The sequence below is a fragment of the Pyxidicoccus caerfyrddinensis genome (assembly GCF_010894405.1).
Lineage (GTDB): Bacteria > Myxococcota > Myxococcia > Myxococcales > Myxococcaceae > Myxococcus > Myxococcus caerfyrddinensis.
Genome location: NZ_JAAIYA010000017.1, coordinates 236,144 through 258,725, shown reverse-complemented (window position 1 = coordinate 258,725; position 22,582 = coordinate 236,144). Strand labels below are relative to the sequence as shown.

The following is a 22,582-nucleotide window of genomic DNA, read 5'->3' as shown; positions in this document are numbered from 1 at the left end:
ACCATCCGCTTCACCATCTGCGCCTTGAATGCATCCGTGTACGGCACCGCGTTCTGCCTGCTCTCGCCCCCAGGGCGTCGTCAACTCGGCACGTCAGCCGAGGCGACATGTTCCCTGACACAGGGGGTATACCTGAAGTGCGAGTACGCCCGCACCTGAGTCAGCCGGGCACCAGTGCCCGGCCAAACCGCATAGGCCTGATGTATGCAACACTTGGAGGGCTACGATACAGGGTTGGGGCTCATGAGCTGGCAGTGCAAGCGTTTGCACGCGCTGGTGCCATGCGGGCCTCCCTCCCCTCGCAGACGTCAGTGAGGGGTTGGCCCCGCCCCCAGCACGCGCACGAGCTCAACGCCCGCTGCAGCGTGGAACTGAGCACTGTCATCTCCCGCATGCTCTCGGTGCGCCCCGAGACCCGCGGCACGGCCCACGAGCTGGCCGAGGCGCTCGAGCAGGCCGCGCGCGACGCGGGGCCGCAGGCGAAGGTGCCTCTCTTCTTGTCGATAGCGGCTCCCCCGCAGGGGGAGGTGGAACGGTCTCCCGCGTCTCAACCCGTGCGCGCCCCGCCGGAGAAGGTGAAGGCTCCCCTCCTCAAGAAGGCACCTGAGCCCGACGATGCAGAGGCAACGCCCCAGCACTTACAGCGCCGAGGCCTGTATGAGAGCTGGCAGCTGTGGCTGTCGGCGGGGCTCGCGGGGGCCGTGGTGCTGGCCTTCGCTCCGAACCGTCCTCGCGCGCTCGCCCTTGATGTCCATCAAGCTGCGCGGCGCGCTGGCGCGCGCCTCCAGTGATGGCCATCAACCAGCCGGCTCACCCGACCATCAACAAAGGTGCGCGGCAACACTGTGTTGCACGCCTTCCGCCTGTCGACGCTTCTGTGGATGGCTGTCCGTCGGCGTCCTCCTGGACGTTTGGCGGCCGGGGTTGGTGGCCTACGACGGCCTGGCTCCGACCGAACCACGCTCGTTCAACCCGCGAGGCGCGACGGCTTCATCAAAGTGGTAAATCAGACTCGTAGCCGCTCACGGTTGCGTATGAGTTCAAGATCGAATAAACGATTATCCTTTCTCCCGGGTCAAATCGGATGCCTGCCTGGAATGAGATGTTGCAATTCGGGTTGTATGCATTGGAGACAGATCCACAGGTGCGGAGTGCGACTCGCTGGGAAACCGCCCCGTTGGGAAGGAGCGCTTTCAAATGCGCGACAACGCTAGTGCTGGGGGCGTTCTCGTAATTGAAAATGGCGATGTCGGTGACAACAAATATCTTCCCTGCTGGCACAATATAGCCAAATGCATCCGCGTACGAGGTGACGCCTACTGTGGCGGAAAACGACCTGACAGCGTTCCCTCTACCCACTGGCGCCGCCCCAGGGCCAGGAGGCCCTTGCGGCCCCGTATCGCCTTTGGGACCCTGAGACCCCGGCGGCCCGGCCGAACCTGGCGCCCCTGCGACACCGGGCTGGCCCGGCACTCCAGCTAGGCCTTGAGGACCGGGAGGACCCGCATCTCCCTTGAGGCCCTGAGGCCCCGGAGGTCCGGCCGCTCCCTGTGCTCCGGCCGGGCCTTGCGGACCGGGAGGACCCACATCACCCTTCGGTCCTGCCGGGCCACCCGTGCCGATACTAACGTTGAAGCGGTCGTAGCCGCTCGCTGCGGAATCCAGGGCGGTCACAGTCAGGAGGTAGGTACCGGGGAGGGCCGCGATCGGCGCCGGCAGGTGCGCCACTACCGTCGTCGTGCTGTGGCTCTTGATGATGAGACCCATGCCAGCGAGGCTGACTCCCGGCGCAGCGTTACCGAAGTTCTGGCCGAAGATGGTGAGTTGTTGCTGCTCAAGATCGACGGTGACGCTTGTGATGACGAGCGGTGGAGTTTGGGCTCTACTGGTGAGTGGAAATGCAGTGAGCGCTGTCAGAAGGCATAGCATTATCAGTCGATGGTTTCGCATCACGGTACCTGGAAGGTGTGGGGCTGCAGTTGTGGCGTATGCAAACGTAGACGAGCCTTGTCTCCTGGACAATGACTGGTCCCCTTGAGGGTGGTTCTGACCCATCCCAGTCGCGCTGTCGGCCAAGTTGACGCCTCACTTCTCCCTCACACTGCCCGGGACGGACCCGGGCGTGTCCCTGCCGGCGCCAAGCCGGCTTCCCGGAGTGCAGCCCATGTTGAGCAATCCGTGCAACGGTGGCTCTTTGGCCACGACAGCTACCGCGTCGCAGGCGAGTGCCTCAACCCAACGGCCTATGAGGTCGTGGAGCTGCCCGACGACGCCACCGCACGCGCCTTCGTGGTGGCACACCAATACGGGCCCCGTCGTAGGCGGGCGCCCAGGGTGGCCTCAGTTACCCAATCCCTGTACTTGCACTGGCGCGAGAGGGTCCGTTGTCGTCCCGTTCCCGAGCCGGCCGGAGAAGTTGTAACCCCAGGCCCAGACGCTGCCGTCCTGCTTCAAGGCAAGCGAGTGAGAGTTGCCACCAGCGAGGGCCGCGACGCCCGTCAAGCCGAGGCGGTGGTTCACCACACGGGAGGGAGCACAGGCGCATGAGGAATGGACCGGAGTCACAGGACCTGCGCATTAATCCTTGATGCTTACCCGCTACATAGCCCGTCCGACGTCCTACTCCGGTCATCACATAACGAGGCAGCCGGGGCCTTCGCGCAGCAGGCAGAGCGCGGAAGACCTAGGCGGGAAGCTCACGGACCCGTGCTGGGGCGGCCGTGGGGCCGCCCCCAAAATGTTCCCCAAATCCATCTTATCGGACCTACTCACTTGAAGCAGCAGAAGGTGCCCGAAATGCCAAGCGCTCGCCGAAGCCCCGCCCTCGGACTGCGCGGCTGCCATTCACAGGTACCGCGGCATGTGTAGGTCTCCAACTGCACGTATGAGCCGGGCTCTCAGTCCAGGTTCTTGTCGGCAAGGAACCGCGACAGCAGGTCCGCGATCTGGACGTGGAAAGGCGGCGTCGTGAAGTGAGTAGTGCGCTGCCGCCACCACGGTGGCGGCGATGACGGGGCCAAGGGGCGGCAACAGCTGGGCGTGGGTTCAGAGCGTCTTGGCGAAGAACGACGTGAGCTTGTCCATCGCGGCGTTCACATACTTGGGAACCCAGTAGGTCTCGATGTGCGTCGCCCCGTCGATCTTATACAGCTCCTTGTCCTTCGTGCCGGTCGCCTTGGCGAACGCATCCTCGCTCATGTACAGGCTGTCGGCCTTGCTACCGGCGATCATCAACAGGGGCTGGTTGATGAGCTCGATTTGGTTCGTGGCGTCAAAGCGCATCAGGTCGAGCAAGCTGCTCCTGGTGTACCTGAAGGTCGAGCGGGGGTGGGCGTGCGACCTCCAGTAGTACTCGTAGCCCTGTCGATACAGGTCGAAGGGCTGTGCGGCGATCTGCTCATCGGTCAGCTCGGCATCACCGGCATAGAGAACCTTCCCGTCGGCCGCCTCCTGGGCGCGAGCAGCGGAAGCCTGCTGCAGACGCTCCTGAATCGTCTCCAGCTGCGAGTCCGCATAGCCATTGCGACGCGCCCGGCCGGAGTTGAACATGCTTACCGTTGCAATCGCCTTGAAGCGCTTGTCGGTTTGCGCGGCCGCCAGCGAGTAGCCGCCGCCGCCGCAGATGCCGAGCAGGCCCAGACGCGTGGCATCAACACCCGGGTACCGGGTGATGAAGTCCGCCATGCCGTGAATGTCCTCGATACGGTACGCAGGCTTATCCACGTTGCGCGGCTGCCCGCCGCTCGCGCCCTGGTACGCGGCATCTGCGGCGATCGTGATGTAGCCTTGCTCCGCCAGCCTTTGAGCGTACAGGCCCGCGACCTGCTCCTTCACCCCGCCGTTGGGGTGAGCCACGACGACCGCGGGATACTTCTTCTTCGGGTCGTACTGCGCCGGGGTGTAGACGTTGGCGGAAATCCTCAAGCCGTTGAGCTTGTAGGTGACCGGACGGATGTTGACCTTGCCCGGCTCATTCCGGGTGATGGCACCTTCGTAGACCAGGGTGAACGGGTTCTTCCTGGAGTCGGCCGCCCCGGCCTCGCCAGCCAGGAGTCCGGTCATCGCCGCCAGAAGGGCGGCCTTCAAAGTGGTGTGTCGCATCTGCGAGCTCCTCTCGTTGGACTGCCTCAGCAACTCAGTCCAGGTCCTTGTCGGCGAGGAACTTCGAGAGGAGGTCGGCAATCTGCACGTTGTTGGTGTCGGAGAACGGGAAGTGGGTGTTCCCCCGGATGCCGAGCTCGGGCAGGTGGACGACGGTGACACTGCCGCCGTGCCGGTTCACCGCGTCGCGCCACAGGCGCGCCATCGCGAGCCGCACGCGCCAGTTGTCCTGGCCGGGGATGGGCGACGGCTCCTCCGGGATGTTGTCCCCGAAGTAGAGGACGATGGGAATCCGGGTCAGCGCGAGGAAGCGCTCCATCGGGACGCCCGTGGCCTCGAGCGGGCCGGTGAGGCTGGGCATGGGCGCTGGCACCTCGCCCTCCGGGAAGACGAAGCCGCTGCCCGGCTCGTACGAGACGACCGCCCGCACCTTCGGGTTGCGCATCGCAACGAGCCAGCCGGGGCCGCCACCCTGCGAGTGCGTGACGAGGACGCCGGGGCCGATGCGGTCGAAGAGCGCGGAAACGGCGCGTGCGTTCACCTCCGCATCGAAGGGCCCGGTGTTGGGCGTCATCGCGCGAAAGTACTGCTCGAGCGCCGCCGGCTCCCGCGGGAACTGCACACCGGGGAAATAGTCCGGCCATACGCCGATGCGGAACATGCCGAACCAGGTCTGGTCGTCCGGTGTGGCCGGGACTGTCGTCGGCACGGTGCTACGACCCGCCTTGCCGCGCCGTGGCTGGTCCACCAGGTAGACCGGAAAGCGGCGCCGCAGGAAGAGCGTCTGGAAGCCCTCGCGGCCGTCCGCCGTCGTCTCCCACGTCTTCGAGGACTGACCGGCGCCGTGCCAGAACACGAGCGGCAGCGGGCGGGCATCGGCCGGCACCTGGTAGAAGACGTACGCGTGGTCTCCGTGCAGCGTCGCGCCCTCGGCCGAGGGCCGACGCGGGTCGAAGGTCCCCGGGGCCGTCACGACGGTGCCGCCCACGGCGAAGCTTCCTTGTTCCTTCAGGGTGAGCCCTGACGACGACGCCGACGCGCCGGCCGAAGGGGTCGAGGCGCACGAGGTCGCGAGCGCACTCAGGGCGAGGACGAGGGGGATGCGCTTCTTGAGGTTCATGGCTTCAGCCCTTCTTGCCGTCGAAGACTTCCTTCGCGACGCCGAGCGCCGTCACCGCGCTCGGCCAGCCCGCGTAGAAAGCCAGGTGGGTGATGGTCTCGATGAGCTCCTCGCGCGTGACGCCGTTCGTGCGCGCGAGGGCGAAATGGCTCCGGAGCTGGTCCGGGCGGTTCATCGCGATGAGGGCGCTGACCGTCACCAGACTTCGGTCCCTCTTGGCGAGCCCCGGCCGCTCCCAGATGTCGCCGAAGAGCACGCCGTCCGTGAGCTCCACCATCTTCGGAGAGATGTCGCCGAACAGCTGCTGCGCCCGGGAGGGCTGGCTGGCGGCGCCGGCCTGGGCCGGGGTGGCGGCGGCCGTGGCCGGCCGCGCGGTGGCTGGCGCGCCGTACTCGGCATCGGTCACCTTCTCCATCCAGTCGACGGACCTGCCCTCGAGGTGCTCCGACACGGCGACGTGGGTCATCCGGCTGTCGGGCGCGGCGCCGTGCCAGTGCTTCTGCCCGGGAGGAATCCAGACGACATCCCCCTGGCGAATCTCTTCGACAGGGTCGCCCCAGCGCTGCACCCGGCCCACGCCCTCGCTCACGTAGAGGATCTGGCCCAGCGGGTGGGTGTGCCAGGCGGACCGGGCTCCCGGCTCGAAGGTGACGGCAGCGCCCGAGGCGCGCGCCGGGGCCTTCGCCTGGAAGAGCGGGTCCACGCGCACGGCCCCGGTGAAGTTCTCAGCGGGCCCCTCGCGCGAGGGCTGCGAGCCGGCACGGGCAATCTGGAGCGACTGCGCACCGTCGCCCGGAGGCGCCTGCACAACCGGGGCAGCACTCGCCTTGTCCGTGTGGGCGCAGGCCGCGGTCAGGAGGAGCGGGAGAAGCGCTGCGGTGAAGGTCGGTCGATTCATGGGTCGTCCTCGGGATGTGCCATGGGCGCTACCTTCTCGGGGGTGCCTCGACGCCCGAGAAGACCTGCACCTGCTCCGGGAGCCGGGCGCCGCGGACGTCCACGGCCGAGACGTCACGGTTCAGTTCGCTGAGCTCCGCTAGCGTGAAGCGCACGTCCGCCGCGCCGAGGTTGTCGAGCATGTGCGCCAGCTGCGTCGTCCCGGGGATGGGGACAATCCAGGGCTTCTGCGCCATGAGCCAGGCCAGGGCGACCTGGGCGGGCGTGACGCGCTTGCGCTCGGCCTGGCGCTTCACCACGTCGACGAGGGCCAGGTTGTGCGGCAGGTTCTCCGGAGAGAAGCGGGACTCGACGCCGCGGATGTCCCCCGGCGCGAAGCGCGTGTTCGCGTCGATGGCCCCCGTAAGGAACCCCACGCCCAGTGGGCTCCACGGCACGAAGCCGATGCCCAGTTCCTCGCAGAGCGGGAGCACCTCCGCCTCGGGGCCGCGCCACAGTATCGAGTACTCGTTCTGCACGGCGCTCACGGGGAGCGCGGCGTGCGCGCGCCGAAGCGTGCCTGGCCCCATCTCTGACAGGCCCCAGTGCAGGACCTTCCCCTGGGCCATCAGCTCCTGGATTGCCCCGGCGACGTCCTCGATGGGGACGGACGGGTCGACCCGGTGCTGGTAGAGCAGGTCGATGCGGTCGGTGCGCAGGCGCCTGAGCATGCCCTCCACCACCAACTTGATGTGCTCGGGGCGGCTGTTGAGGCCAGGGCGCCGCGCGCCCGTCTCCGGGTCGATGTTCCAGCCGAACTTGGTGGCGATGACGACCTGGTCCCTGAAGGGTGCGACGCCCTCGCCCAGGATGCGCTCGACCTCGTGCGGGCCGTAGGCCTCGGCCGCGTCGAAGAAGGTGACGCCCCGGTCGAAGGCCGTCCGGATGATGTTGTGCATCTCGGGCCGGTGCGGGACCGTCGTCTGGTACGTGCGGCTCATGTTCTGCACGCCCAGGCCGACGCTGGAGACCTCCAGCTTGCCGAGCCGGCGCCGGCCGAGCTCCGAGGGCGCAGCGGGCCTGCGCGACGTTGCCGCCGCCGCCCCAGAGGCTTGGGAGGCCGCGCAACCCAGCAGGGGAGCCGCCCCCAACGCGCCTGCCGACAGCAGGAAGGAGCGACGGCCCAGCTTGTTCTTACGGTCCTGTGCCATGAGCAACAGCCTCCTCACTGCGGGGGAAGTCCAAGCTTCGAGGTCTTCGCGAACGCGCCGCGGCTCGCTCTCCATTGGCGTTCGGGTCCATGACCCGGTCCTCAGGCCTCGGGGATGGCACGGCCGTAGGTGGCGAGGGTGATGCTGTCCGGGTCCGGGCCTCCGCGGGCGCCGGTCTCGAGCGCGTCGATGGCGGCCAGCTGCTCGCGCGTGAGCGCGAAGCCGAAGACGTCGAAGTTCTCGGCGATGCGGGCGGGCTTGACGGACTTGGGAATCGCCGAGCGGCCCTGCTGCAGGTGCCAGCGCAGCATCACCTGGGCGGCCGACTTGCCGTGCTCGCGCCCGATGGCGAGCAGCGTCGGGTCGTTGAAGGAGGTCCGCTCCTTGCCCCCGAAGTAGGCGGTGATGCCCCCGATGGGTGACCACGCCTGGGTGAGAATCCCGTGCTTCGCGTGCAGGCGCTGCAGCTCCGCCTGCTGGAAGTAGGGGTGCACCTCAATCTGGTTCACGGCGGGCACGACCTTCGCCACGCCCAGCAGGCGCCCAAGGTGCCCGGGCATGAAGTTGCTCACCCCGATGGCACGCACCCGGCCGTCCGCCAGAAGCTTCTCGAGCGCGCGGTACGCGTCGAGGGTGCGCTGGAACTCCGACGGCAGCGGCTGGTGCAGGAGGAGCAGGTCGAGCCGTTCGACGCCGAGCTTGCGGGCGCTCTTGTCGAAGGCGTGCAGGGTGGCGTCGTAGCCGTAGTCGCTAATCCAGACTTTGGTTTCGATGAAGACGTCGTCGCGGGCGAGGCCGGAGCGGCGGAGGCCTTCGCCCACCTCGCGCTCGTTGCCGTACGCGGCGGCGGTGTCGATGAGGCAGTAGCCAGTCCGGATGGCCGCCTCGACGGCCGCCGCGGTCTCGTCCGGCGGGCTCTGGAAGACGCCCAGGCCGAGGGCCGGCATCTGCACGCCGTTGTTGAGGGTGAGAGAGGGGCTGGTCATGCTCAGGGCCTTTCGTTCCTTGCTGTCGCGCGGCTCGGAAGCCGAGGTTCACCTCGACGCCTTTCACCGATGCGAAGAGAAGTAGCCGCACCGGACGCGGCGAACTAGGTTGCTGGGGGGCGAAGGGCCTTGAAGCTGTGCTTGAAAATGGACCGCTGCCGAGACGCGGTCGCTGAACGGGCACCGGCGCTCCGGGCGCCACGCGCCGGCGGAGCGAGGCTTTGGGGGCCCGCACGGACGCTCTCCATGAAGACGACGCTCCTCCCACAACTCCAGGTGTTCCTCGTGGTAGCGCGCCTGAAGAGCTTCAGCGCGGCGGCGCGCGAGCTCGGCGTTTCTCCGGCGGCGGTGAGTCAGACCGTGCGTCAGCTCGAGGAGCAGCTGCGGGTGGTGCTCTTCGCCCGCACCACCCGCAGCATGGCGCTCACGGACGCAGGACGGCGGCTGCTGGAAGGTGCGGGACCGGGCCTCAACCAGGCGCTCGCGAGCCTCATGGAGGTGTCGGCGCAGCCAGGCGAGGTGGTGGGGCGGCTGAAGCTGACGGTGCCGGAAGTCGCGGTGCCCTTCGTCATCACCCCGGTGCTGCCCGCCTTCCGCGCACGCCATCCGCGGGTGGAGGTGGAGGTCGTCGTCGAGAACCGCCTCGTGGACATCGTCGCGGAGGGTTACGACGCGGGCGTGCGCCTGCACGAGGCCATCGAGCGCGACATGGTGCAGGTGCGCCTGACCGAGGCCTTCCGCTTCGTCGTGGTGGGCGCCCCCAGCTACCTCGAGAAGCACGGCGTGCCCCATCGTCCCGAGGACCTGCTGCACCACGAGTGCTTCACCATCCGCATGCCGTCGAGCGGGGGGCTCTACGCCTGGGAGCTGGAGCGCGGGCGCAGGAACTGGCGGGTGCCGGTGCGAGGCAGCGTGCTCACCAACAACCGCGAGATGACGCAAGCCCTGGTGGAGCAGGGCCTGGGGCTGGCGTACGCCTTCGAGCCGGCCGTGAAGGAGCAGCTGCGCGCCGGGCGACTCGTGCGTGTGCTCGAGGAGTACGCGCCCACCGTGCCCGGCTTTTTCCTCTACTTCCCCAGCAGGGCGCAGCGCTCTGGGCCGCTGCGTCTCTTCATCGAGGTGGCCAGGGAACTGGCCACCAAGACGTTGTGACTCCGCCTCCAGTCCAGGGACGCACAGTCGCGAGGGCATCGCAGTGCCAAGCGCTGCTTAACAGCCCATCATCGGTGGCCTGCCTCCGCATCCGTGGCTGGCAGGCCGCTTCATCTCCTCTATGCTCTCGCGCAGGCAGGTACTTATCCCTGGCGGAGGGATGTAATGGTCCTTCACCAGGGAGTCAGGAGGCAGGTAGCCAATGGCTGCAAGGCGACGTCGAGCAAAAACCCCAGAAACTACAAAGCGCTTCGATGTGGCAATCTCGACGGCTAGCGAGGACAGTCGCTACGCAGCGATGCTCGTTCGGGAATTGAGGCGTCGCTGGAACCTCAACGTCTTCTTCTACAAGGATCATGCGGCGGAGCTATGGGGGACGAACGAGAACTACCTCCGAGAGATCTTCAGCAATGATACTCGGCTCGTCGTTCCGCTCGTCTCAGAGGCGTACAGGAAGAAAGACTGGACCCGCTTTGAATTCGAAATCGCCAGAGCTGAAGCCGCGAATCGAAAGCCAGGAGAATATCTTCTACCCGTACGACTGGATGATACGGCTTTTGTAGGGCTCCGTCCCGACACCTTCTACGCCAATAGACGCGATTTCAGCGTGAGGGCCATTGCCGGCCTCATCGCGGAAAAACTGGGGCAGCGACGTCCAGCCAGTTCGAACGAGGATAAGACTTCCGAGCAACATCCCTCTGCAAGGGCGATGCGCCTGCTCGCAAGCGCGAGCCGCCAGGCGCTCGGACTCCTCGCGGTCAATGATCTCCCTCTGCCTAAATCGGCGCTCCAAGATCTGTTTCCCGATCTCTCCTGGAAGCAGCCACTGGCAGATGCACAGCGCTTTGGCTGGGTGGTCATGCATGGCCCGTTCGTCCAGGTTTCACCCAAGCTGAAGAGCGTCTTCTCCGCAGACGCCAGGGAGAACGAAGCCCTGCGGCGCGCATGGGTGAAAGTTATTGAGCCGTACAACGACCACTTTGACATTGCACTGGTCGCAATCATGCAGCATCTCGAACTGAAAGAGTTCGAGGAGGCGGCGCTCCTGGCGGTCGTCCACGGATTATCGCTATTCGAACCCGAGTGGCTAAAGTTCTATGAATACATTCTCGCAGCACTCATTCGTTCCGGTAGAGCAGAGGCATTTCCTGTAGAACTCAGGCTCCAAGTACATGATGCATGGAGTCGATGCCTGCATGTCCTCGGAAAGCATGAAGATGCTCGTGATGCCGCACATCAACTGCTCAGACTGAGTCGCCAGGTTTCCAACGAGCAGGGAATAGCCCTGGCGCTGATCAACGAAGGGAAAGCGCGTGCGCATCTTGGAGACCAACGGGCAAGGTGCCTGTACGAAGCTGCAGCCTTGTATGCCAGGAGAATAGATGACCGCTGGGTCCTTGGGAGAGCCCTTGGGAACCTTGCCATGATGAGTCTTGATCGACCTGTGATTGCCGAGCGCCTACTCGAAGAGAGCATGGCCGTGAAACAGTCGGTGGGGGATGAGGAAGGGGCATGGGCGTCGGAGATGACAAGAGGCTACCTGGCAGCCCGGCAGGAACACTTCCAGGCTGCTGCAACGGCATTTCGAGCTGCTGAACGCCTCGCCCGTCAACAGGAACGAGCCCCCGAACGTGCATGGGCATTGGCAAATCTTGGCAATGTTTACCTGGATCTTAAGCAATATAAAAAATCTCTTCAGACCTTCCATCAAGTCCTGCATGGCTTTGAGGTGTGGCAACTCCATGGCGGTGCCATGTTGCTCGCCGTTAGGGGAGCCGCGCACGCACATTGGCGGGTAGGTCATCTTTGGCGGGCGGAACGTTTCCTCCGTCAAGTCGTCGAACTGAAGCAGGAGCCAGAAGAGTCGCTGCATGCGCGGCTCGAGCTTGCTACCTTGCTCATTGAGCGCAAGAAGACATCCGAAGCTGAAATGGAGATTGAGGCACTGTGCCGCCTCGCGAAACGCCACACCTTGTGGCTTTGGGTGGCGCGCGGCCGAATGCTGATGGCGGAAATCGCTGATGTTCCTCGACGAAGGACCGTGCTACTTCGTTTAGCGCATGAAGCTGCGCGTCTCTGTAAGGAAGAGGAGTGCATCAACTCGACGCTGCAACTTGCCGAGACCTACTTGAAGCTTCAGTACCCTCTTAAGGCGGCAAGACTCCTGGAAGAGATTGAGGGTCTTGTTGCTGACCCCACCTTCCGGCGAACCATCAGACAGGACCGCGTAGTGTTGCTCACGCACGCACGGCGCACGAAAGAGGCCGAACGCCTCTTTTCACTAATGCGAGACGAAGTGGATGGTCCGGGGCAGGAAAACGAATACCTTGAGCTTCATCTGCGGCTGGGAGACGTACTGTGGTACCAGGGACGTCGCGGCCAACTTGAGGCACTTCAGGCATATGTTGCGGCAATGGCGCGCTCTATCTCCCTGGGGGTAGAAGCTTTTGTCAGTGTCGGCGTACACATGTTCCGCCAGCTCTATAGCTTGCCGAATAGACTCCGGGTTGAGCGCTACGCATGGTTTACGACGCGATTGAGGGCCTGGGTGGCCAAGCAGCCTGGAGCCGATGATGAGGGGGATGTCTGCCATATTGCCCTCTGGCCTGTTCGACTGGCTGAATCCGCCGAATTCCGTAGAAGGCAAGGAAAGTCCCTATCCCCAGAGACCTTGGGCAGATTGGCGCAAAGTGAGATCACGAGGACGTTCACCACTTTTCGACGTCGGTGAGGTGGTCTGCTCCCCGATTTTCGGACCAGTTGAAGCGTGAGAGAGTCCTCGCGGCCAGGAGGCAGCCCTCTCTGCCAATGTGAGTGAGACAGTCCTTACCCCGCAGTTTAGTGTGCAGGGCGACCCAGGCAGGGACGATGAATCCGGTGGTGGAGGTGGCTCGGAAGCACGGCATCACCGAGCAGACGCTCTACCGGTGGCGGCAGAAGTTTGGCGGCATGGAGGCCGGCGACGCGGCTCGGCTCAAGGATCTGGAGAGGGAGAACGCGCGGCTGAAGAAGCTGCTGGCCGAGAGGGACCTCGAAATCGAGGTCATGAAGGAAATCTCCATAAAGAAATGGTGAGCGCGCCCGTCCGCCGCCGGCAGGTGCGGTACGCCGAGAAGCGAGGCGTGTCGCAGCGCCTTAGCGTGCGCGCTACTACAGGTGGCCCGCAGCAGCCTGAACTACGCCAGCCGCAAAGAGGCGAATGACGCGGCGCTGGTGGAGAATCTGCGCGGCATTGCTCGGGCACGCCCCAGGTTCGATTACCGGCGGGCTTGGGCCCTGCTGCGGCGTGACGGGCCTGACGTCAACGTGAAGCGGGTGCACCGGCTCTGGAGAGCAGAGGGGCTGGCTCTCTCCCGCAGGAGGTCGAGAAAGCGCCTTCGGCTCGGGCAGCAGCGCCCGCCCAGGCCGGAGGGCATCAACTCGGTATGGGCCTGGGACTTCGTGCACGACGCGTGCGCCAACGGGCAGAAGCTCAAGTGCCTTTCCGTCGTGGACGAGCACAGCCGCGAGTGCCTGGCCATTGACGTAGCCGGGCGCATCAGTGCCAGGCGTGTCATCGAGGTGCTCTCGCGCCTGGTAGCGGTGCACGGGCCGCCGAAGTACCTGAGAAGCGACAACAGCCCGGAGTTCATCGCCAAGACTCTACGCAGATGGCTGGAGGCCAGCAGCATCCAGACAGTCTACAGCGACCCGGGCAAGCCTTGGCAAAACGGCACCACCGAGAGCTTCAACGGCCGCTTCCGCGACGAGTGCCTGTCTGCGGAGCGGTTTGCCAGCAGGAGGGAGGCCGTCGTCCTCATTGAGGCGTGGCGGCGCGACTACAACGAGAAGCTGCCCCATAGCAGTCTGGGCTACAAGACACCCGCAGAGGGAGGAGCTCGCCGTGCCCATGTCGGCCCCGCCGCATCATCCCCGAGCACGGTAGAAGCAGTGCCGCAGGACTCTCATAACTCGTGGCCCGAAGAACGGGGGCAGATCAATGGCTACCGCGGATAGCGCGCATTGAACCCCGTCTTCACCGCCGCGAGCGCCACCGCGTCTCCGGCGGCCCGGGCTTCGTCGGGTGTCGGGCCCACCCAGGACTCGAACTTTCCCAGCGTCTGCCGCATCGCCTTGCGCACCTCATGGTTGGCGGGCACGCCTCTCGCCTGGAGCAGCCAGTTCACCGCGTCGTACGCGTAGCTGTACCAGGCGTCCTCGGTGGCGGTGGCCTCCACGGTGATGTCGATGGCGCGCACCACCGCGTCCGAGAGCCCCAATTGCCGGATGCCCTCGTCCGGGTCATCGAGCAGCTCCGCGCCGCGATACGTGGCATCGAGCGCGCTCAGCCAGCCATGGCTCCGCTCCAGCGCCTTCAAGATGAGCTGGACGTTGTGCTCCACACCCAGGTCCGGGAAGGGCTTGTGGTTGAAGAAGCTGTGACACCAGCAGAAACCGCCGATGATCTCATTCCCGAGATACACCCCCGTCTCGTGGTACCAGGGGCCCAGGTTGCCATCGAGGATGGCCTCGACGCCGTCCCTCAATTCCTCGCGCAGGGACTCCTCCAGCTTGCGCACGCCCCGTGGGATTCGCGGCGTCAGGTACTCGCGCAGCAGGGCGGCGATGCGCTCCGGGTGGTAGCTGTCGAGGCTGCGCTGGATGACCTCCCAGCCGGACTCCTCTCGCTGCTGTCTCTGCTTGCGTCTCATGAGGCCTCCTCGCACGACGCGCTTCCGGAGATGCTCCGCGCCACGAGCCGGACGAACCGCACATAGCGCTCCGCATCTCCGGGCGGCTTGGGCAACAGCACCCACGGGGCCAGCGGCGGCGTGGGCAATCCGGCCCTGCGCAGGCAGTACTCGAGCCCAAGCCTCGCCGCCCTCGCATTCCCATCCGGGAACGGGTGGAAGAAGGCCAGGTCCAGGTACAGCCGCACCGCCTGCGCCACCGGGTGACAGCCGTCCTTCGCATCCGCCTCCACCTTCCGGATGAACATCTCCTCCAGGTCCGGGGCGTACAGGTACCGGTGCGCGCCTCCGTGCGCGAAGGCCTCTCCCGTCCGGAAGCCCACCGGCTTCCCGAGCACCTCCGCCTGCACCTCCGTCAGTCGTGCCCAGGTGAGGGGCGCCCGCGCGTCGGCCAGGGCTCGCACCCGGGCCAGGGCGGTCAGGAAGCGGGCCTCGCGTACGGTGTCACCGTCATGGGCCGGTGTGTCATGGCCGGTGAGCCAGTCCTCCTGGGCCCGCGTCTCCTCGAAGGGGCGGGCGCTGGCGGCCTCCAGGTCGGCGCGCAGGTGCGGGCAGGCCCAGTCCACGGCGAGGGTGGCCCTCAGGTGCGGCACGAGCTTCTCGCTGGGCTCCAGGGCAGCCAGGGCGGAGTCCTCCTCGGTGCGTACTTTCGTTCTCGGCCTGGGTGCGTACTTTCGTTCTCACTGCGTACTTTCGTTCGCAGCATGTCATGGCCAAGGGGTGGGCGTGGACCCGGCGCGTCATGGACTGGCGGCCATGGAGTGGAGTGCTGACGCGCAACCGCGTAAACAGGAGGGCCAAGGGAGGGGTAGGAGCCGATGAAGACGTTCCTCGTGGTCAATCCGCGCAGCGCCAACGGACAGACGGGTAAGCGCTGGGCCGAGATTGGCGCGCAGGTGGGCAGGTCGCTCGGTGACTTCGGCCACGGCTTCACGCAGGGCGGCATGGATGCGGCGCGCATCGCCCGCCAGGCCATCGAAGACGGCTACGAGTGCATCGTCGCGGTGGGTGGTGACGGCACGCTCAACGAAGTCACCAACGGCTTCTTCCGCGATGGCAAGGCCATCAACCCCAACGCGGTGCTCGGCCTCATCCCCCGCGGCACCGGCGGCGACTTCCGGCGCACCTTCGGGTGGGAGCTGGACCTGGACTCGTCCCTCGCGCGGCTGCGCTCCGAGAAGACCGAGCCCTTCGACGTGGGCCGGCTCGACTTCATCAACAACGAGGGCCAGCCGGAGACGCGCTACTTCGCCAACATCGCCTCGTTCGGCGTGAGCGCGGTGGTGGCTCGCGAGGTGAACAGCGGCAGCAAGGCGCTGGGCGGCAACTTCAGCTTCGTGTGGGGCACGCTCAAGGGCCTGGTGAAGTACTCGGAGAAGAAGGTCCGCCTGTCCGCGGACGGTGGCCCCGAGGAGACGCTCGACATCACCGCCGTGGCCGTGGCCAATGGCCGCTACTTCGGCAGCGGCATGTTCGTGGCGCCCGAGGCCGTCACCCATGACGGCCTCTTCGACGTCACCATCTGGTCCGGCTACGGCCTGAGCGACTTCGTCCTCAAGTCGAAGGGCGTCTACAACGGCAGCCACGTGACGTGGAAGGGCACGCGCCGGCTGCGCTGCCGCACCCTGCGCGCCGAGCCGATGGAGGGCGAGGACGTGTACCTCGACGTGGACGGCGAGACGCCGGGGCGCCTGCCGTGCACCATGACGCTCATCCCCGGCGCCATCCGCCTCAAGGTGTAGCCGCGACTTCCCGCATGGCCTCGGGCCGGTGCTCCGGGGTGAAGCGCCGCTGGTCGTAGCGCTCCCATAGCTGGCGGAAGGCATGCCGGCCGCATGTGACTTCCGGCACATGGCCCATCCACCGGGCGCCCCGTAAGCTCTCCTCCATGAGCACGGTGTCCGGCGTGGCGAAATCGGCCACCACCCATCGCCTGTTGTTGGTCGCCGGGATGCTGACCTGGGCGGTGGTCGGCGTCCCGAGGCTCGTGGAGTTCGTGCGCGCGCCCTCGCGGTGGGCGGCCCCGGCTTCGCTCGTGTGGACGGTGGCGTTCCTCACGTTCGGCGTGGCCTTCTGGGTCCATGCTCGACAGGAGGGGCGGGGGCGGGTGTCGCTGCTCGCGGTGAAGACGGTGGCGGCGCTGGTGGCCGTTGCCACGGGGGACAGCGGCCTGGACGCCGCGCTGTTCGCCATCACCTCCGGGCAGGCGCCCGAGGTGCTCTCCCAGCGCCGGGCGCTGGCGTGGGTGGGCGCGCAGGTGATGGGGCTGATCATCGTGTTCGCCGTCATCCACCCGGTGATAGAGGCGCTGGTGCAGACGCTCATCTACGCCGGCTTCCAGGGCTTCACGCTCGGCACGGCGCTGGTGATGGTGCGCGAGGCCGAGGCCCGCCGCGAGCTGGCCCGGGTGCATCTGGAGCTGCAGGCCACGCAGGTGCTGCTCGCCGCCCGCGAGCGCGAGGGCGAGCGGCTGCGCATCTCCCGCGAGCTGCACGACTCGGTGGGCCACCACCTCACCGCGCTCTCCCTCAACTTGGAGGCCGCGGCGCACACCGCGAAGGACACGCCCTCCGCCGAGCACCTGCGCCGCGCCCGTGAGGCCGCGCGCACGCTGCTGTCCGAGGTGCGCGGCACGGTGACGGCACTGCGCGATGCGCCGCTTCCGCTGCTGCCCTCGCTGCGTGCGCTCGCGGAGGGGGCTCCGGGACTCGCCGTCCACCTGGACGTGCCCGAGTCACTCAGCATGGCGTCCTCCGAGGCGGCGCACTCGCTGTTCCGCTGCGTGCAGGAGGTCCTCACGAACACGTTGCGCCATGCCCGGGCGCGGAACCTGTGGATTGCGATTGTTCCCACGGAGGACGGCGGGGTGCGGGTGCATGCGCGGGACGATGGGCAGGGCACGGAGACCGTGACGCCCGGCGCGGGACTCACCGGCATGAGCGAGCGCTTCGCCCGACTGGGTGGTCGCGTGGAGTGGCGCGCGGCGGCGGGGCAGGGCCTGGAGCTGGACGCGTGGCTGCCGGCGGTGCGCGGAGCAGTGACATGATTCGCCTCGTCCTCGCGGATGACCATGCCCTGGTACGCCAGGGCCTCCGCAGCCTGCTGGACCTCACGCCGGACCTGCGCGTGGTGGGCGAGGCCATCGACGGTGAAGAAGCGCTGCGCAAGGTCACCGAGCTGAATCCGGACGTGGTGCTGATGGACGTGCGCATGCCGCGCATGACGGGCCTGGAGGCCCTCCGCGAGCTGCGCCGCAGGGACGCGTCCCGGCGCGTGGTGCTTCTCACCACCTTCGACGAGGACGCCGCCATCATCGAAGCCCTCCGCGCGGGCGTGCAGGGCTTCCTCCTCAAGGACGTCTCGATGGAGGAGCTCGCGGACGCCATCCGCCGCGTGGCCTCGGGCGAGACGCTGCTCCCTCCCGGCGTCGCGGAGCGCGTGGCCCGCGGCGTGGCCGAATTGCCCCGCGACTTCCCCCATGCGGACCTGCCGGAAGGACTCACCCGCCGCGAGGTGGAGGTGCTGCGCCTCATCGCCCGGGGACTGAGCAACCGCGAGATTGCCCAGGCGCTCGGGACGGCGGAGGGGACGGTGAAGAACCAGACCTCCAGCATCCTCTCCAAGCTGGGCGTGAGGGACCGCACTCGGGCCGTCCTCCGGGCCATGGAGCTCGGCTGCCTGTAGGCCGGACATACCACTTGGCAAGTGGGTAGGAGGCGGGGCAACCTCCTGCATCAGGTGACGTCCGGCGTTAGCAGAGAGAGCAGCCATGCCCCAGCCCCGAGGCCCCTCACAGCTCGACCTCTTCACCGGTGCCCCCGTGGAGGCCCCCACCCGCGGTCGCAAGACGACCCAGCCGGTAGGGCCCGCCCCGGCGGCGGAGTCCCTGTCCTCGCTGGGCCAGCAACTGCCCACGGGCACCTTCCTGGGCACGTCCTCGTGGACCTTCCCCGGGTGGTCCGGAATCCTCTGGGACCATGAGGCCAGCGCCTCGCAGCTCGCGCGCGAGGGCCTGGCCGCGTACGCGAAGCACCCGGTGCTGCGCACGGTGGGCATCGACCGGACCTTCTACGCCCCCATCCCCGCCAGCGCCTTCGCCGAGTACGCCGAGCAGGTGCCGGACGGCTTCCGCTTCCTCGTGAAGGCGCACGACGTCTGCACCATGGCCCGCTTCCCCACGCACGAGCGCTACGGCGCGCACCGGGGACAGGCCAACGACAGGTTCCTCCACGCCGCCTACGCCGCCGAGGCCGTGGTGGCCCCCTTCGTCGAGGGACTCGGCGACAAGGCCGGGCCGCTCGTCTTCCAGTTCCCTCCACAGGACCCGCAGTCGCTCGGCGGGCCCGCGCGCTTCGTGGAGCGGCTGCACGCCTTCTTCGCCACGCTGCCGAAGGGCCCGCTGTACGCCGTGGAGGTGCGCAACGAGGAGCTCCTCACGGAGGGTTTCGCGCAGGCGTTGTCGGACGTGGGCGTCAGCCCCGTGCTCGCGGTGTGGCGCGACATGCCGCCGGTGGCGCAGCAGGCGAAGCGCACCCGCGCCTTCGAGGCTCGCGCGCTGGTGGTGCGGTGGATGCTCCCGCCGAACCTGGGCTACGAGGAGGCCCGCGCGCGCTACGCCCCCTTCGACAAGCTGGTGGACGAGGACGTGCCCACCCGCGACGTGCTGGCCCGCGTGTGCCTGGCGGCGGAGCGGCGCGGGAAGGCCGCCTTCGTTACCATCAACAACAAAGCCGAGGGCAGTGCGCCCCTGTCCGCCATCCGACTCGCGGAACGTATTGTCGCGCGCAAGACGGAGGAGGGCCGGCAGCAGGGCGGTTCCACCTGAACGCTACTTGCCCCTGAGCACGAGTCTTGCTTACGTGAGGCGACATGAAGTCCATGGCCGTAGCCGCGATGATGGTGCAGTTGATGGCAGCCGGGGGCGCAGGCTCGCAAGGCGAGCAGGCGACCGAGCGCCGCGACGCGTCCGCGGACGATGTGGGCAAGCACCTCTCCGCGCTGAAGGGCGAATTGACCTCCCTCTCCGAGCAGTTCCGCGTCGCTCGCGAGCGACGCCGGCTGGAGGCGGAGAAGAAGAAGCGCGAGAACGAGGAGTGGCACATTGGCCCCCAGGCGCCTGCCGCCCCAGCGACCGAGCGAGCCCCCACTTCCACCCGAGGGGCCGGAGCCTCCGCCCGCTGAGGATGAGGCCGTAGAACTTCCCATCGATGGGAACCTGGACCTGCACCTCTTCCATCCGAGCGAGGTGAAGGACCTGGTCGTCGAGTACCTCTGGGCGTGCCGCCAGAAGGGGTTGCTCGACGTACGCATCATCCACGGCAAGGGCACCGGGGCGCTGCGGCGCACCGTGCACGCGCTGCTCCCGAAACTGCCGGAGGTGGAGTCGTTCCGCTCCGCCGGCGAGGGTGACGGGGGTTGGGGCGCGACGTGGGTGCGGCTGCGGCCCGTGGAAACGGTGGGGACGTAGCGTCGGCGCCCTGTCGGTTTCCCGACACGGGTGTCATGCTTCCCGGCACCATGCGCTGGGTCATCCGCTCCGAGCAGCAGCGCGCCCTGGGAGGGCTCGCCGCCGACAGCTTCATCGAGGACGCGGCCACACGGCTGCGCCGTCACTGGCCCGTTACGTGCGAGGCATTGGGAGACACGGGGCTCGAGGCACGCATCCGCCACGGCCTGGCGCTGGCGGCCGAGCATGACATCCACGCGAAGCCCGCTGTGCTGCGCTACCTCAACGCGATGTTCGCGTTGGGCGACGGCTTCGCATCCGACGCACGCTACCCGTGGGCCGCGGAGCTGCTGGGACATCCACGGCTCGACGAGCACGAGCGGATGGCGCGCGTCTCGGCCGAGCTGGCCGCCACGCTGCGCGCAGGGGAGGTGAAGCATGGACCCGTTTGAAGGGTGGGCGCTGGAGAAGGGCAGCCCGCAGACGCCGAAGCCGCTTCCGATGCCGGAGCCGCCGGCCTTGCAGGACGACGCCGTGGAGAGCTTCGAGGCGCTGGACGCCGAGGCCGCGGAGTTGCCTCCCGAGGCCCGGGTGGATTCTCCGGTGTCGACGTGCCCGCTGACGTGGCTGGAAATCACCGTCTTCGACGAGGACGGCGACCCCGTCCCCGGCGCGTCTTTCGAGGCCTCGCTGCCAGATGGCTCGAAGCACCAGGGCACCCTGGACGGCCAGGGCCGGGCGAAACTCAAGGGCACGGACGTGGAGGCCGAGGACGTGGACGTCGAGGTCACCGTCCGCCGGGCGGAGGACGGTGGCGCCGCGGCGTACTCGCTGAGCATCCGTCCCCGCGCGTCCTCGTCGCCGGAGAAGTCCGAAGACGCCGAGGCCTCCTCCGACGAGTCGCTGCTGCGGGCCGAATTGGAGGCACCGGAGCGCTCGTGACAGGGCCCGCCGCGCCACTCAAATCGTGACGCGGACCTCGACGGGCAGATGGTCGCTCACGCCGGTGGTCTTCCAGTAGGCGTCATGGCACGTCTGGAAGTTGGCCTGGGCGAGCGCCGCGCCACCGCCGGCCACCACGGCGCCTCCCGCTGCCGCGGCCTGGCGCCGATCCGCCTTCTCCGCGATGACGTCCTTCAGCCGCGCGTGGTGCACGGTGGTGAAGCCCACCGTGAGGATGTGGTCGTACGCGTGCGAGGTGTGCGCGGCGTAGGTGGCATTGACGCCCGGCTGCTTGAGGCTGGTGCGGATGTTGATGTGGCTGGCGAATCCGCCGCCGAAGCCCGTCAGCACCGCCCGATCATTGGCGTGGCCCGGCCCGTTGTTGGAGCACTGGGCGAGCTGGACGCCCGTCATGGTGCAGCAGTTGAAGTCGCCGATGATGAGCGCGGGCTCGGTGGCGGCCCGCAGGGTGGTGACTTCCTGGATGGTGGCCAGCCGCGCCGTCCCCCGCTGCGCGTCGAGGTTGTTGGCGGAGCCCTTGCCGGACTGGGCGGCCTTCTTCGCCGTCTGGTAGTTGGGCGCGGGGGAGTGGGCCGCAAGCAGCAGGAAGGTGTTGTTGGGGCCCGCCACCGTCAAATCCCGGAAGCGCGCCAGGTAGGGCCGGCGCTGGTAGCCCTGGGGAAAATGAATCTGCGCGCCCATGGCCGTCTGGAAGGTGCACTGGCCCACCCAGGCGCTGCCCGGGTGGACGGCGAGGTGCCCGGGCGCTCCCGCCGCCACCACGTTCACCGGGGCGCCGCCCTGCACGAGGCTGCGCACCCGGTTGCCGTTCGTGTCCACCCACCAGAGGGTGCTGTGGGCCGGGTCCATGGTGAGGTCCACCGGCGTGTCACCGGCGACGGCGGCGGCCGCGTTCTGGCCGTCCATGTCCGCCTGCCAGATGTTGTTGGTGGCCGCGTCGACGAAGTACATCGTCTTGCGCGCCATGTGCAGCGTGAGCTGCCGCGGCTGCACGCCGCCCTGGTTGAAGCGGTTGCGGACGTTGGCGCCCTGGAGGTCCGATGACTGGATGGTGTCGGTGCCGGTGTCCACCCAGTAGAGCTGCGCCCGGGCGAAGTCGACGGTGAGGCAGTCGGGACGGTTGAGCCCCACGGGCGGGAAGTTCGAGTTGCCGTTGCCGTCCAGGTCGCACCACTGAAGCCGGTTGGCACCTGCGGCGTTGGACCAGTAGAGGACGTTGAAGTCCATGTCCAACGCCAGGTCCACGGGCAGCCGCGCGGTGCCCATGGGCAGGGTGGGGGTTATCACCGTGTGGTTCGCCCCGTTGTAGTCGACGCGGCGGATCTGGTTGCTGTTGGTGTCCACCCAGTAGACGCGCTGGTTGACGGTGTCCAGGCGCAGGCGTGAGGCGTAGACGTTGGCCGGGCCCATGTTGGCCGCGCCGCCGCCCAACAGGTTGGAGCTCCAGAGCTGGTGGGCCGTGCTGTCCACCCAGAAGATTCTGTTCGCCGCCGCGTCCAGGGTGAGGGCCGTCGCGTTGGCGCCCGTGCCCTGCGTTGCCACCGCGTTGCCGGCGAGCCCGGCGCGGCGCAGGGTGGTGCCGGTGCCGTCGTACCAGTAGACGCGCCCGTCATCCGCGGTGGCGGAGTTCCAGGGCTGGGTGAGCCCCACGCGCCGCTCCGGCCCCTCGAAGGAGACGGTGTTCGAGTTGTAGAAGATGGCGAGCGTCTCCGCCTTGGCGCCGTTGCAGAGCGCGAGCGGCGGCGCCACCCGCCAGCCCGGGTGGCGGTTCTGGAGCTTGGAGAGCAGCTTGAAGACCCCCAGCACCCCGTCGCCCGCGGCGAGGTCTCCCGGGTTGAGGCTCTGGACGCAGCCCGGCTCGATGACGATGAGGATGTCGTAGTTGGGGCCCGCGGCGGGGTTGACCACCTTGAGGATGCGGTTCACCGCAGCGGCCCGCCGCACGAGGTCCGCGCGGAAGTTGTACATGTTCCAGGAGAGGATGCGGACGGGCATGG

20 protein-coding genes and 1 pseudogene are annotated in these 22,582 nt (G+C 67.5%); 12 read left to right on the top strand and 9 right to left on the bottom strand.

Annotation, left to right across the window (positions count from 1 at the left end; translation table 11 throughout):
* Window positions 1–365: 365 nt before the first annotated feature.
* Entirely contained in the window at window positions 366–791 is a 426-nt protein-coding gene (locus tag G4D86_RS34540) for a serine/threonine-protein kinase (protein ID WP_163998179.1), read from the top strand.
* Window positions 792–2,340: 1,549 nt separating this feature from the next.
* Here the strand turns inward: G4D86_RS34540 and G4D86_RS34530 are convergent.
* The 6 genes from G4D86_RS34530 to G4D86_RS34505 all read right to left on the bottom strand — a co-directional run bounded on the left by G4D86_RS34530 (window position 2,341) and on the right by G4D86_RS34505 (window position 8,294).
* On the bottom strand, window positions 2,341–2,520 hold the full coding sequence (locus G4D86_RS34530) for a hypothetical protein (protein ID WP_338050626.1): 180 nt from the start codon (window positions 2,518–2,520) through the stop codon (window positions 2,341–2,343).
* Between the two features lie 525 nt (window positions 2,521–3,045).
* Window positions 3,046–4,101, bottom strand: coding sequence for an alpha/beta hydrolase (locus G4D86_RS34525; RefSeq protein ID WP_163998369.1), 1,056 nt, complete (start codon window positions 4,099–4,101; stop codon window positions 3,046–3,048).
* 34 nt (window positions 4,102–4,135) lie between these two features.
* Window positions 4,136–5,221 carry an alpha/beta hydrolase gene (locus G4D86_RS34520; RefSeq protein WP_163998368.1) on the bottom strand — a complete coding sequence of 362 codons (1,086 nt, stop codon included), beginning with the start codon at window positions 5,219–5,221 and terminating at the stop codon, window positions 4,136–4,138.
* A gap of 4 nt (window positions 5,222–5,225) precedes the next feature.
* The gene (locus tag G4D86_RS34515; RefSeq protein ID WP_163998367.1) at window positions 5,226–6,119 is read right to left on the bottom strand and encodes a (R)-mandelonitrile lyase; all 894 of its coding nucleotides are present in this window, start codon (window positions 6,117–6,119) and stop codon (window positions 5,226–5,228) included.
* Between the two features lie 28 nt (window positions 6,120–6,147).
* Window positions 6,148–7,308 (bottom strand): aldo/keto reductase, encoded by a 1,161-nt coding sequence (locus G4D86_RS34510; RefSeq protein ID WP_163998366.1) that lies wholly within the window; start codon window positions 7,306–7,308, stop codon window positions 6,148–6,150.
* Between the two features lie 101 nt (window positions 7,309–7,409).
* On the bottom strand, window positions 7,410–8,294 hold the full coding sequence (locus G4D86_RS34505; RefSeq protein WP_163998365.1) for an aldo/keto reductase: 885 nt from the start codon (window positions 8,292–8,294) through the stop codon (window positions 7,410–7,412).
* 246 nt (window positions 8,295–8,540) lie between these two features.
* On the opposite strand from G4D86_RS34505, the gene G4D86_RS34500 reads away from it, so the two are divergent.
* From G4D86_RS34500 to G4D86_RS34490, 3 genes and pseudogenes are all read left to right on the top strand, one after another.
* On the top strand, window positions 8,541–9,446 hold the full coding sequence (locus G4D86_RS34500; protein WP_163998364.1) for a LysR family transcriptional regulator: 906 nt from the start codon (window positions 8,541–8,543) through the stop codon (window positions 9,444–9,446).
* Between the two features lie 202 nt (window positions 9,447–9,648).
* The gene (locus G4D86_RS34495) at window positions 9,649–12,177 is read left to right on the top strand and encodes a TIR domain-containing protein (RefSeq protein WP_163998363.1); all 2,529 of its coding nucleotides are present in this window, start codon (window positions 9,649–9,651) and stop codon (window positions 12,175–12,177) included.
* A 137-nt stretch (window positions 12,178–12,314) separates the two neighbouring features.
* A pseudogene (locus G4D86_RS34490) lies at window positions 12,315–13,396 on the top strand (IS3 family transposase).
* 33 nt (window positions 13,397–13,429) lie between these two features.
* On the opposite strand, the gene G4D86_RS34485 reads toward G4D86_RS34490, so the two are convergent.
* On the bottom strand, window positions 13,430–14,137 hold the full coding sequence (locus tag G4D86_RS34485; RefSeq protein ID WP_163998362.1) for a hypothetical protein: 708 nt from the start codon (window positions 14,135–14,137) through the stop codon (window positions 13,430–13,432).
* Window positions 14,134–14,769 (bottom strand): Fic family protein, encoded by a 636-nt coding sequence (locus G4D86_RS52300; RefSeq protein ID WP_205519958.1) that lies wholly within the window; start codon window positions 14,767–14,769, stop codon window positions 14,134–14,136. The genes G4D86_RS34485 and G4D86_RS52300 overlap by 4 nt, the downstream gene beginning before the upstream one ends.
* A gap of 225 nt (window positions 14,770–14,994) precedes the next feature.
* Here G4D86_RS52300 and G4D86_RS34475 point away from each other — a divergent pair, with 225 nt between their 5' ends.
* The 8 genes from G4D86_RS34475 to G4D86_RS34440 all read left to right on the top strand — a co-directional run bounded on the left by G4D86_RS34475 (window position 14,995) and on the right by G4D86_RS34440 (window position 20,564).
* Entirely contained in the window at window positions 14,995–15,918 is a 924-nt protein-coding gene (locus G4D86_RS34475) for a diacylglycerol/lipid kinase family protein (protein WP_163998361.1), read from the top strand.
* Window positions 15,919–16,064: 146 nt separating this feature from the next.
* On the top strand, window positions 16,065–17,222 hold the full coding sequence (locus G4D86_RS34470) for a sensor histidine kinase (RefSeq protein WP_163998360.1): 1,158 nt from the start codon (window positions 16,065–16,067) through the stop codon (window positions 17,220–17,222).
* A complete protein-coding gene (locus G4D86_RS34465) occupies window positions 17,219–17,860 on the top strand; it encodes a response regulator (protein ID WP_163998359.1) in 642 nt (213 codons plus the stop codon). Before G4D86_RS34470 ends, G4D86_RS34465 begins: the two co-directional genes overlap by 4 nt.
* An 85-nt stretch (window positions 17,861–17,945) precedes the next feature.
* Window positions 17,946–19,001 (top strand): DUF72 domain-containing protein, encoded by a 1,056-nt coding sequence (locus G4D86_RS34460; RefSeq protein WP_163998358.1) that lies wholly within the window; start codon window positions 17,946–17,948, stop codon window positions 18,999–19,001.
* Window positions 19,002–19,045: 44 nt separating this feature from the next.
* Complete coding sequence (locus G4D86_RS34455) at window positions 19,046–19,357, top strand: hypothetical protein (protein ID WP_240360621.1); 312 nt, start codon at window positions 19,046–19,048, stop codon at window positions 19,355–19,357.
* Window positions 19,278–19,643: a Smr/MutS family protein gene (locus tag G4D86_RS34450; protein ID WP_163998357.1), complete on the top strand. Its 366-nt coding sequence runs from the start codon at window positions 19,278–19,280 to the stop codon at window positions 19,641–19,643. Before G4D86_RS34455 ends, G4D86_RS34450 begins: the two co-directional genes overlap by 80 nt.
* Window positions 19,644–19,678: 35 nt before the next feature.
* Window positions 19,679–20,074, top strand: coding sequence for a hypothetical protein (locus G4D86_RS34445; protein ID WP_163998356.1), 396 nt, complete (start codon window positions 19,679–19,681; stop codon window positions 20,072–20,074).
* On the top strand, window positions 20,061–20,564 hold the full coding sequence (locus tag G4D86_RS34440; RefSeq protein ID WP_163998355.1) for a hypothetical protein: 504 nt from the start codon (window positions 20,061–20,063) through the stop codon (window positions 20,562–20,564). The genes G4D86_RS34445 and G4D86_RS34440 overlap by 14 nt, the downstream gene beginning before the upstream one ends.
* A gap of 18 nt (window positions 20,565–20,582) precedes the next feature.
* Here G4D86_RS34440 and G4D86_RS34435 read toward each other — a convergent pair whose 3' ends face one another.
* Window positions 20,583–22,580, bottom strand: coding sequence for an NHL repeat-containing protein (locus G4D86_RS34435; protein WP_163998354.1), 1,998 nt, complete (start codon window positions 22,578–22,580; stop codon window positions 20,583–20,585).
* Between the last annotated feature and the right edge of the window lie 2 nt (window positions 22,581–22,582).

Bases quoted from the DNA above. Each gene is read 5' to 3' on its own strand.
- G4D86_RS34525 (WP_163998369.1), bottom strand. From the start codon at position 4,101: ATGCGACACACCACTTTGAAGGCCGCCCTTCTGGCGGCGATGACCGGA.
- G4D86_RS34520 (WP_163998368.1), bottom strand. From the start codon at position 5,221: ATGAACCTCAAGAAGCGCATCCCCCTCGTCCTCGCCCTGAGTGCGCTC.
- G4D86_RS34515 (WP_163998367.1), bottom strand. From the start codon at position 6,119: ATGAATCGACCGACCTTCACCGCAGCGCTTCTCCCGCTCCTCCTGACC.
- G4D86_RS34510 (WP_163998366.1), bottom strand. From the start codon at position 7,308: ATGGCACAGGACCGTAAGAACAAGCTGGGCCGTCGCTCCTTCCTGCTG.
- G4D86_RS34505 (WP_163998365.1), bottom strand. From the start codon at position 8,294: ATGACCAGCCCCTCTCTCACCCTCAACAACGGCGTGCAGATGCCGGCC.
- G4D86_RS34500 (WP_163998364.1), top strand. From the start codon at position 8,541: ATGAAGACGACGCTCCTCCCACAACTCCAGGTGTTCCTCGTGGTAGCG.
- G4D86_RS34495 (WP_163998363.1), top strand. From the start codon at position 9,649: ATGGCTGCAAGGCGACGTCGAGCAAAAACCCCAGAAACTACAAAGCGC.
- G4D86_RS34485 (WP_163998362.1), bottom strand. From the start codon at position 14,137: ATGAGACGCAAGCAGAGACAGCAGCGAGAGGAGTCCGGCTGGGAGGTC.
- G4D86_RS34475 (WP_163998361.1), top strand. From the start codon at position 14,995: ATGAAGACGTTCCTCGTGGTCAATCCGCGCAGCGCCAACGGACAGACG.
- G4D86_RS34470 (WP_163998360.1), top strand. From the start codon at position 16,065: ATGAGCACGGTGTCCGGCGTGGCGAAATCGGCCACCACCCATCGCCTG.
- G4D86_RS34465 (WP_163998359.1), top strand. From the start codon at position 17,219: ATGATTCGCCTCGTCCTCGCGGATGACCATGCCCTGGTACGCCAGGGC.
- G4D86_RS34460 (WP_163998358.1), top strand. From the start codon at position 17,946: ATGCCCCAGCCCCGAGGCCCCTCACAGCTCGACCTCTTCACCGGTGCC.
- G4D86_RS34455 (WP_240360621.1), top strand. From the start codon at position 19,046: ATGAAGTCCATGGCCGTAGCCGCGATGATGGTGCAGTTGATGGCAGCC.
- G4D86_RS34445 (WP_163998356.1), top strand. From the start codon at position 19,679: ATGCTTCCCGGCACCATGCGCTGGGTCATCCGCTCCGAGCAGCAGCGC.
- G4D86_RS34440 (WP_163998355.1), top strand. From the start codon at position 20,061: ATGGACCCGTTTGAAGGGTGGGCGCTGGAGAAGGGCAGCCCGCAGACG.
- G4D86_RS34435 (WP_163998354.1), bottom strand. From the start codon at position 22,580: ATGCCCGTCCGCATCCTCTCCTGGAACATGTACAACTTCCGCGCGGAC.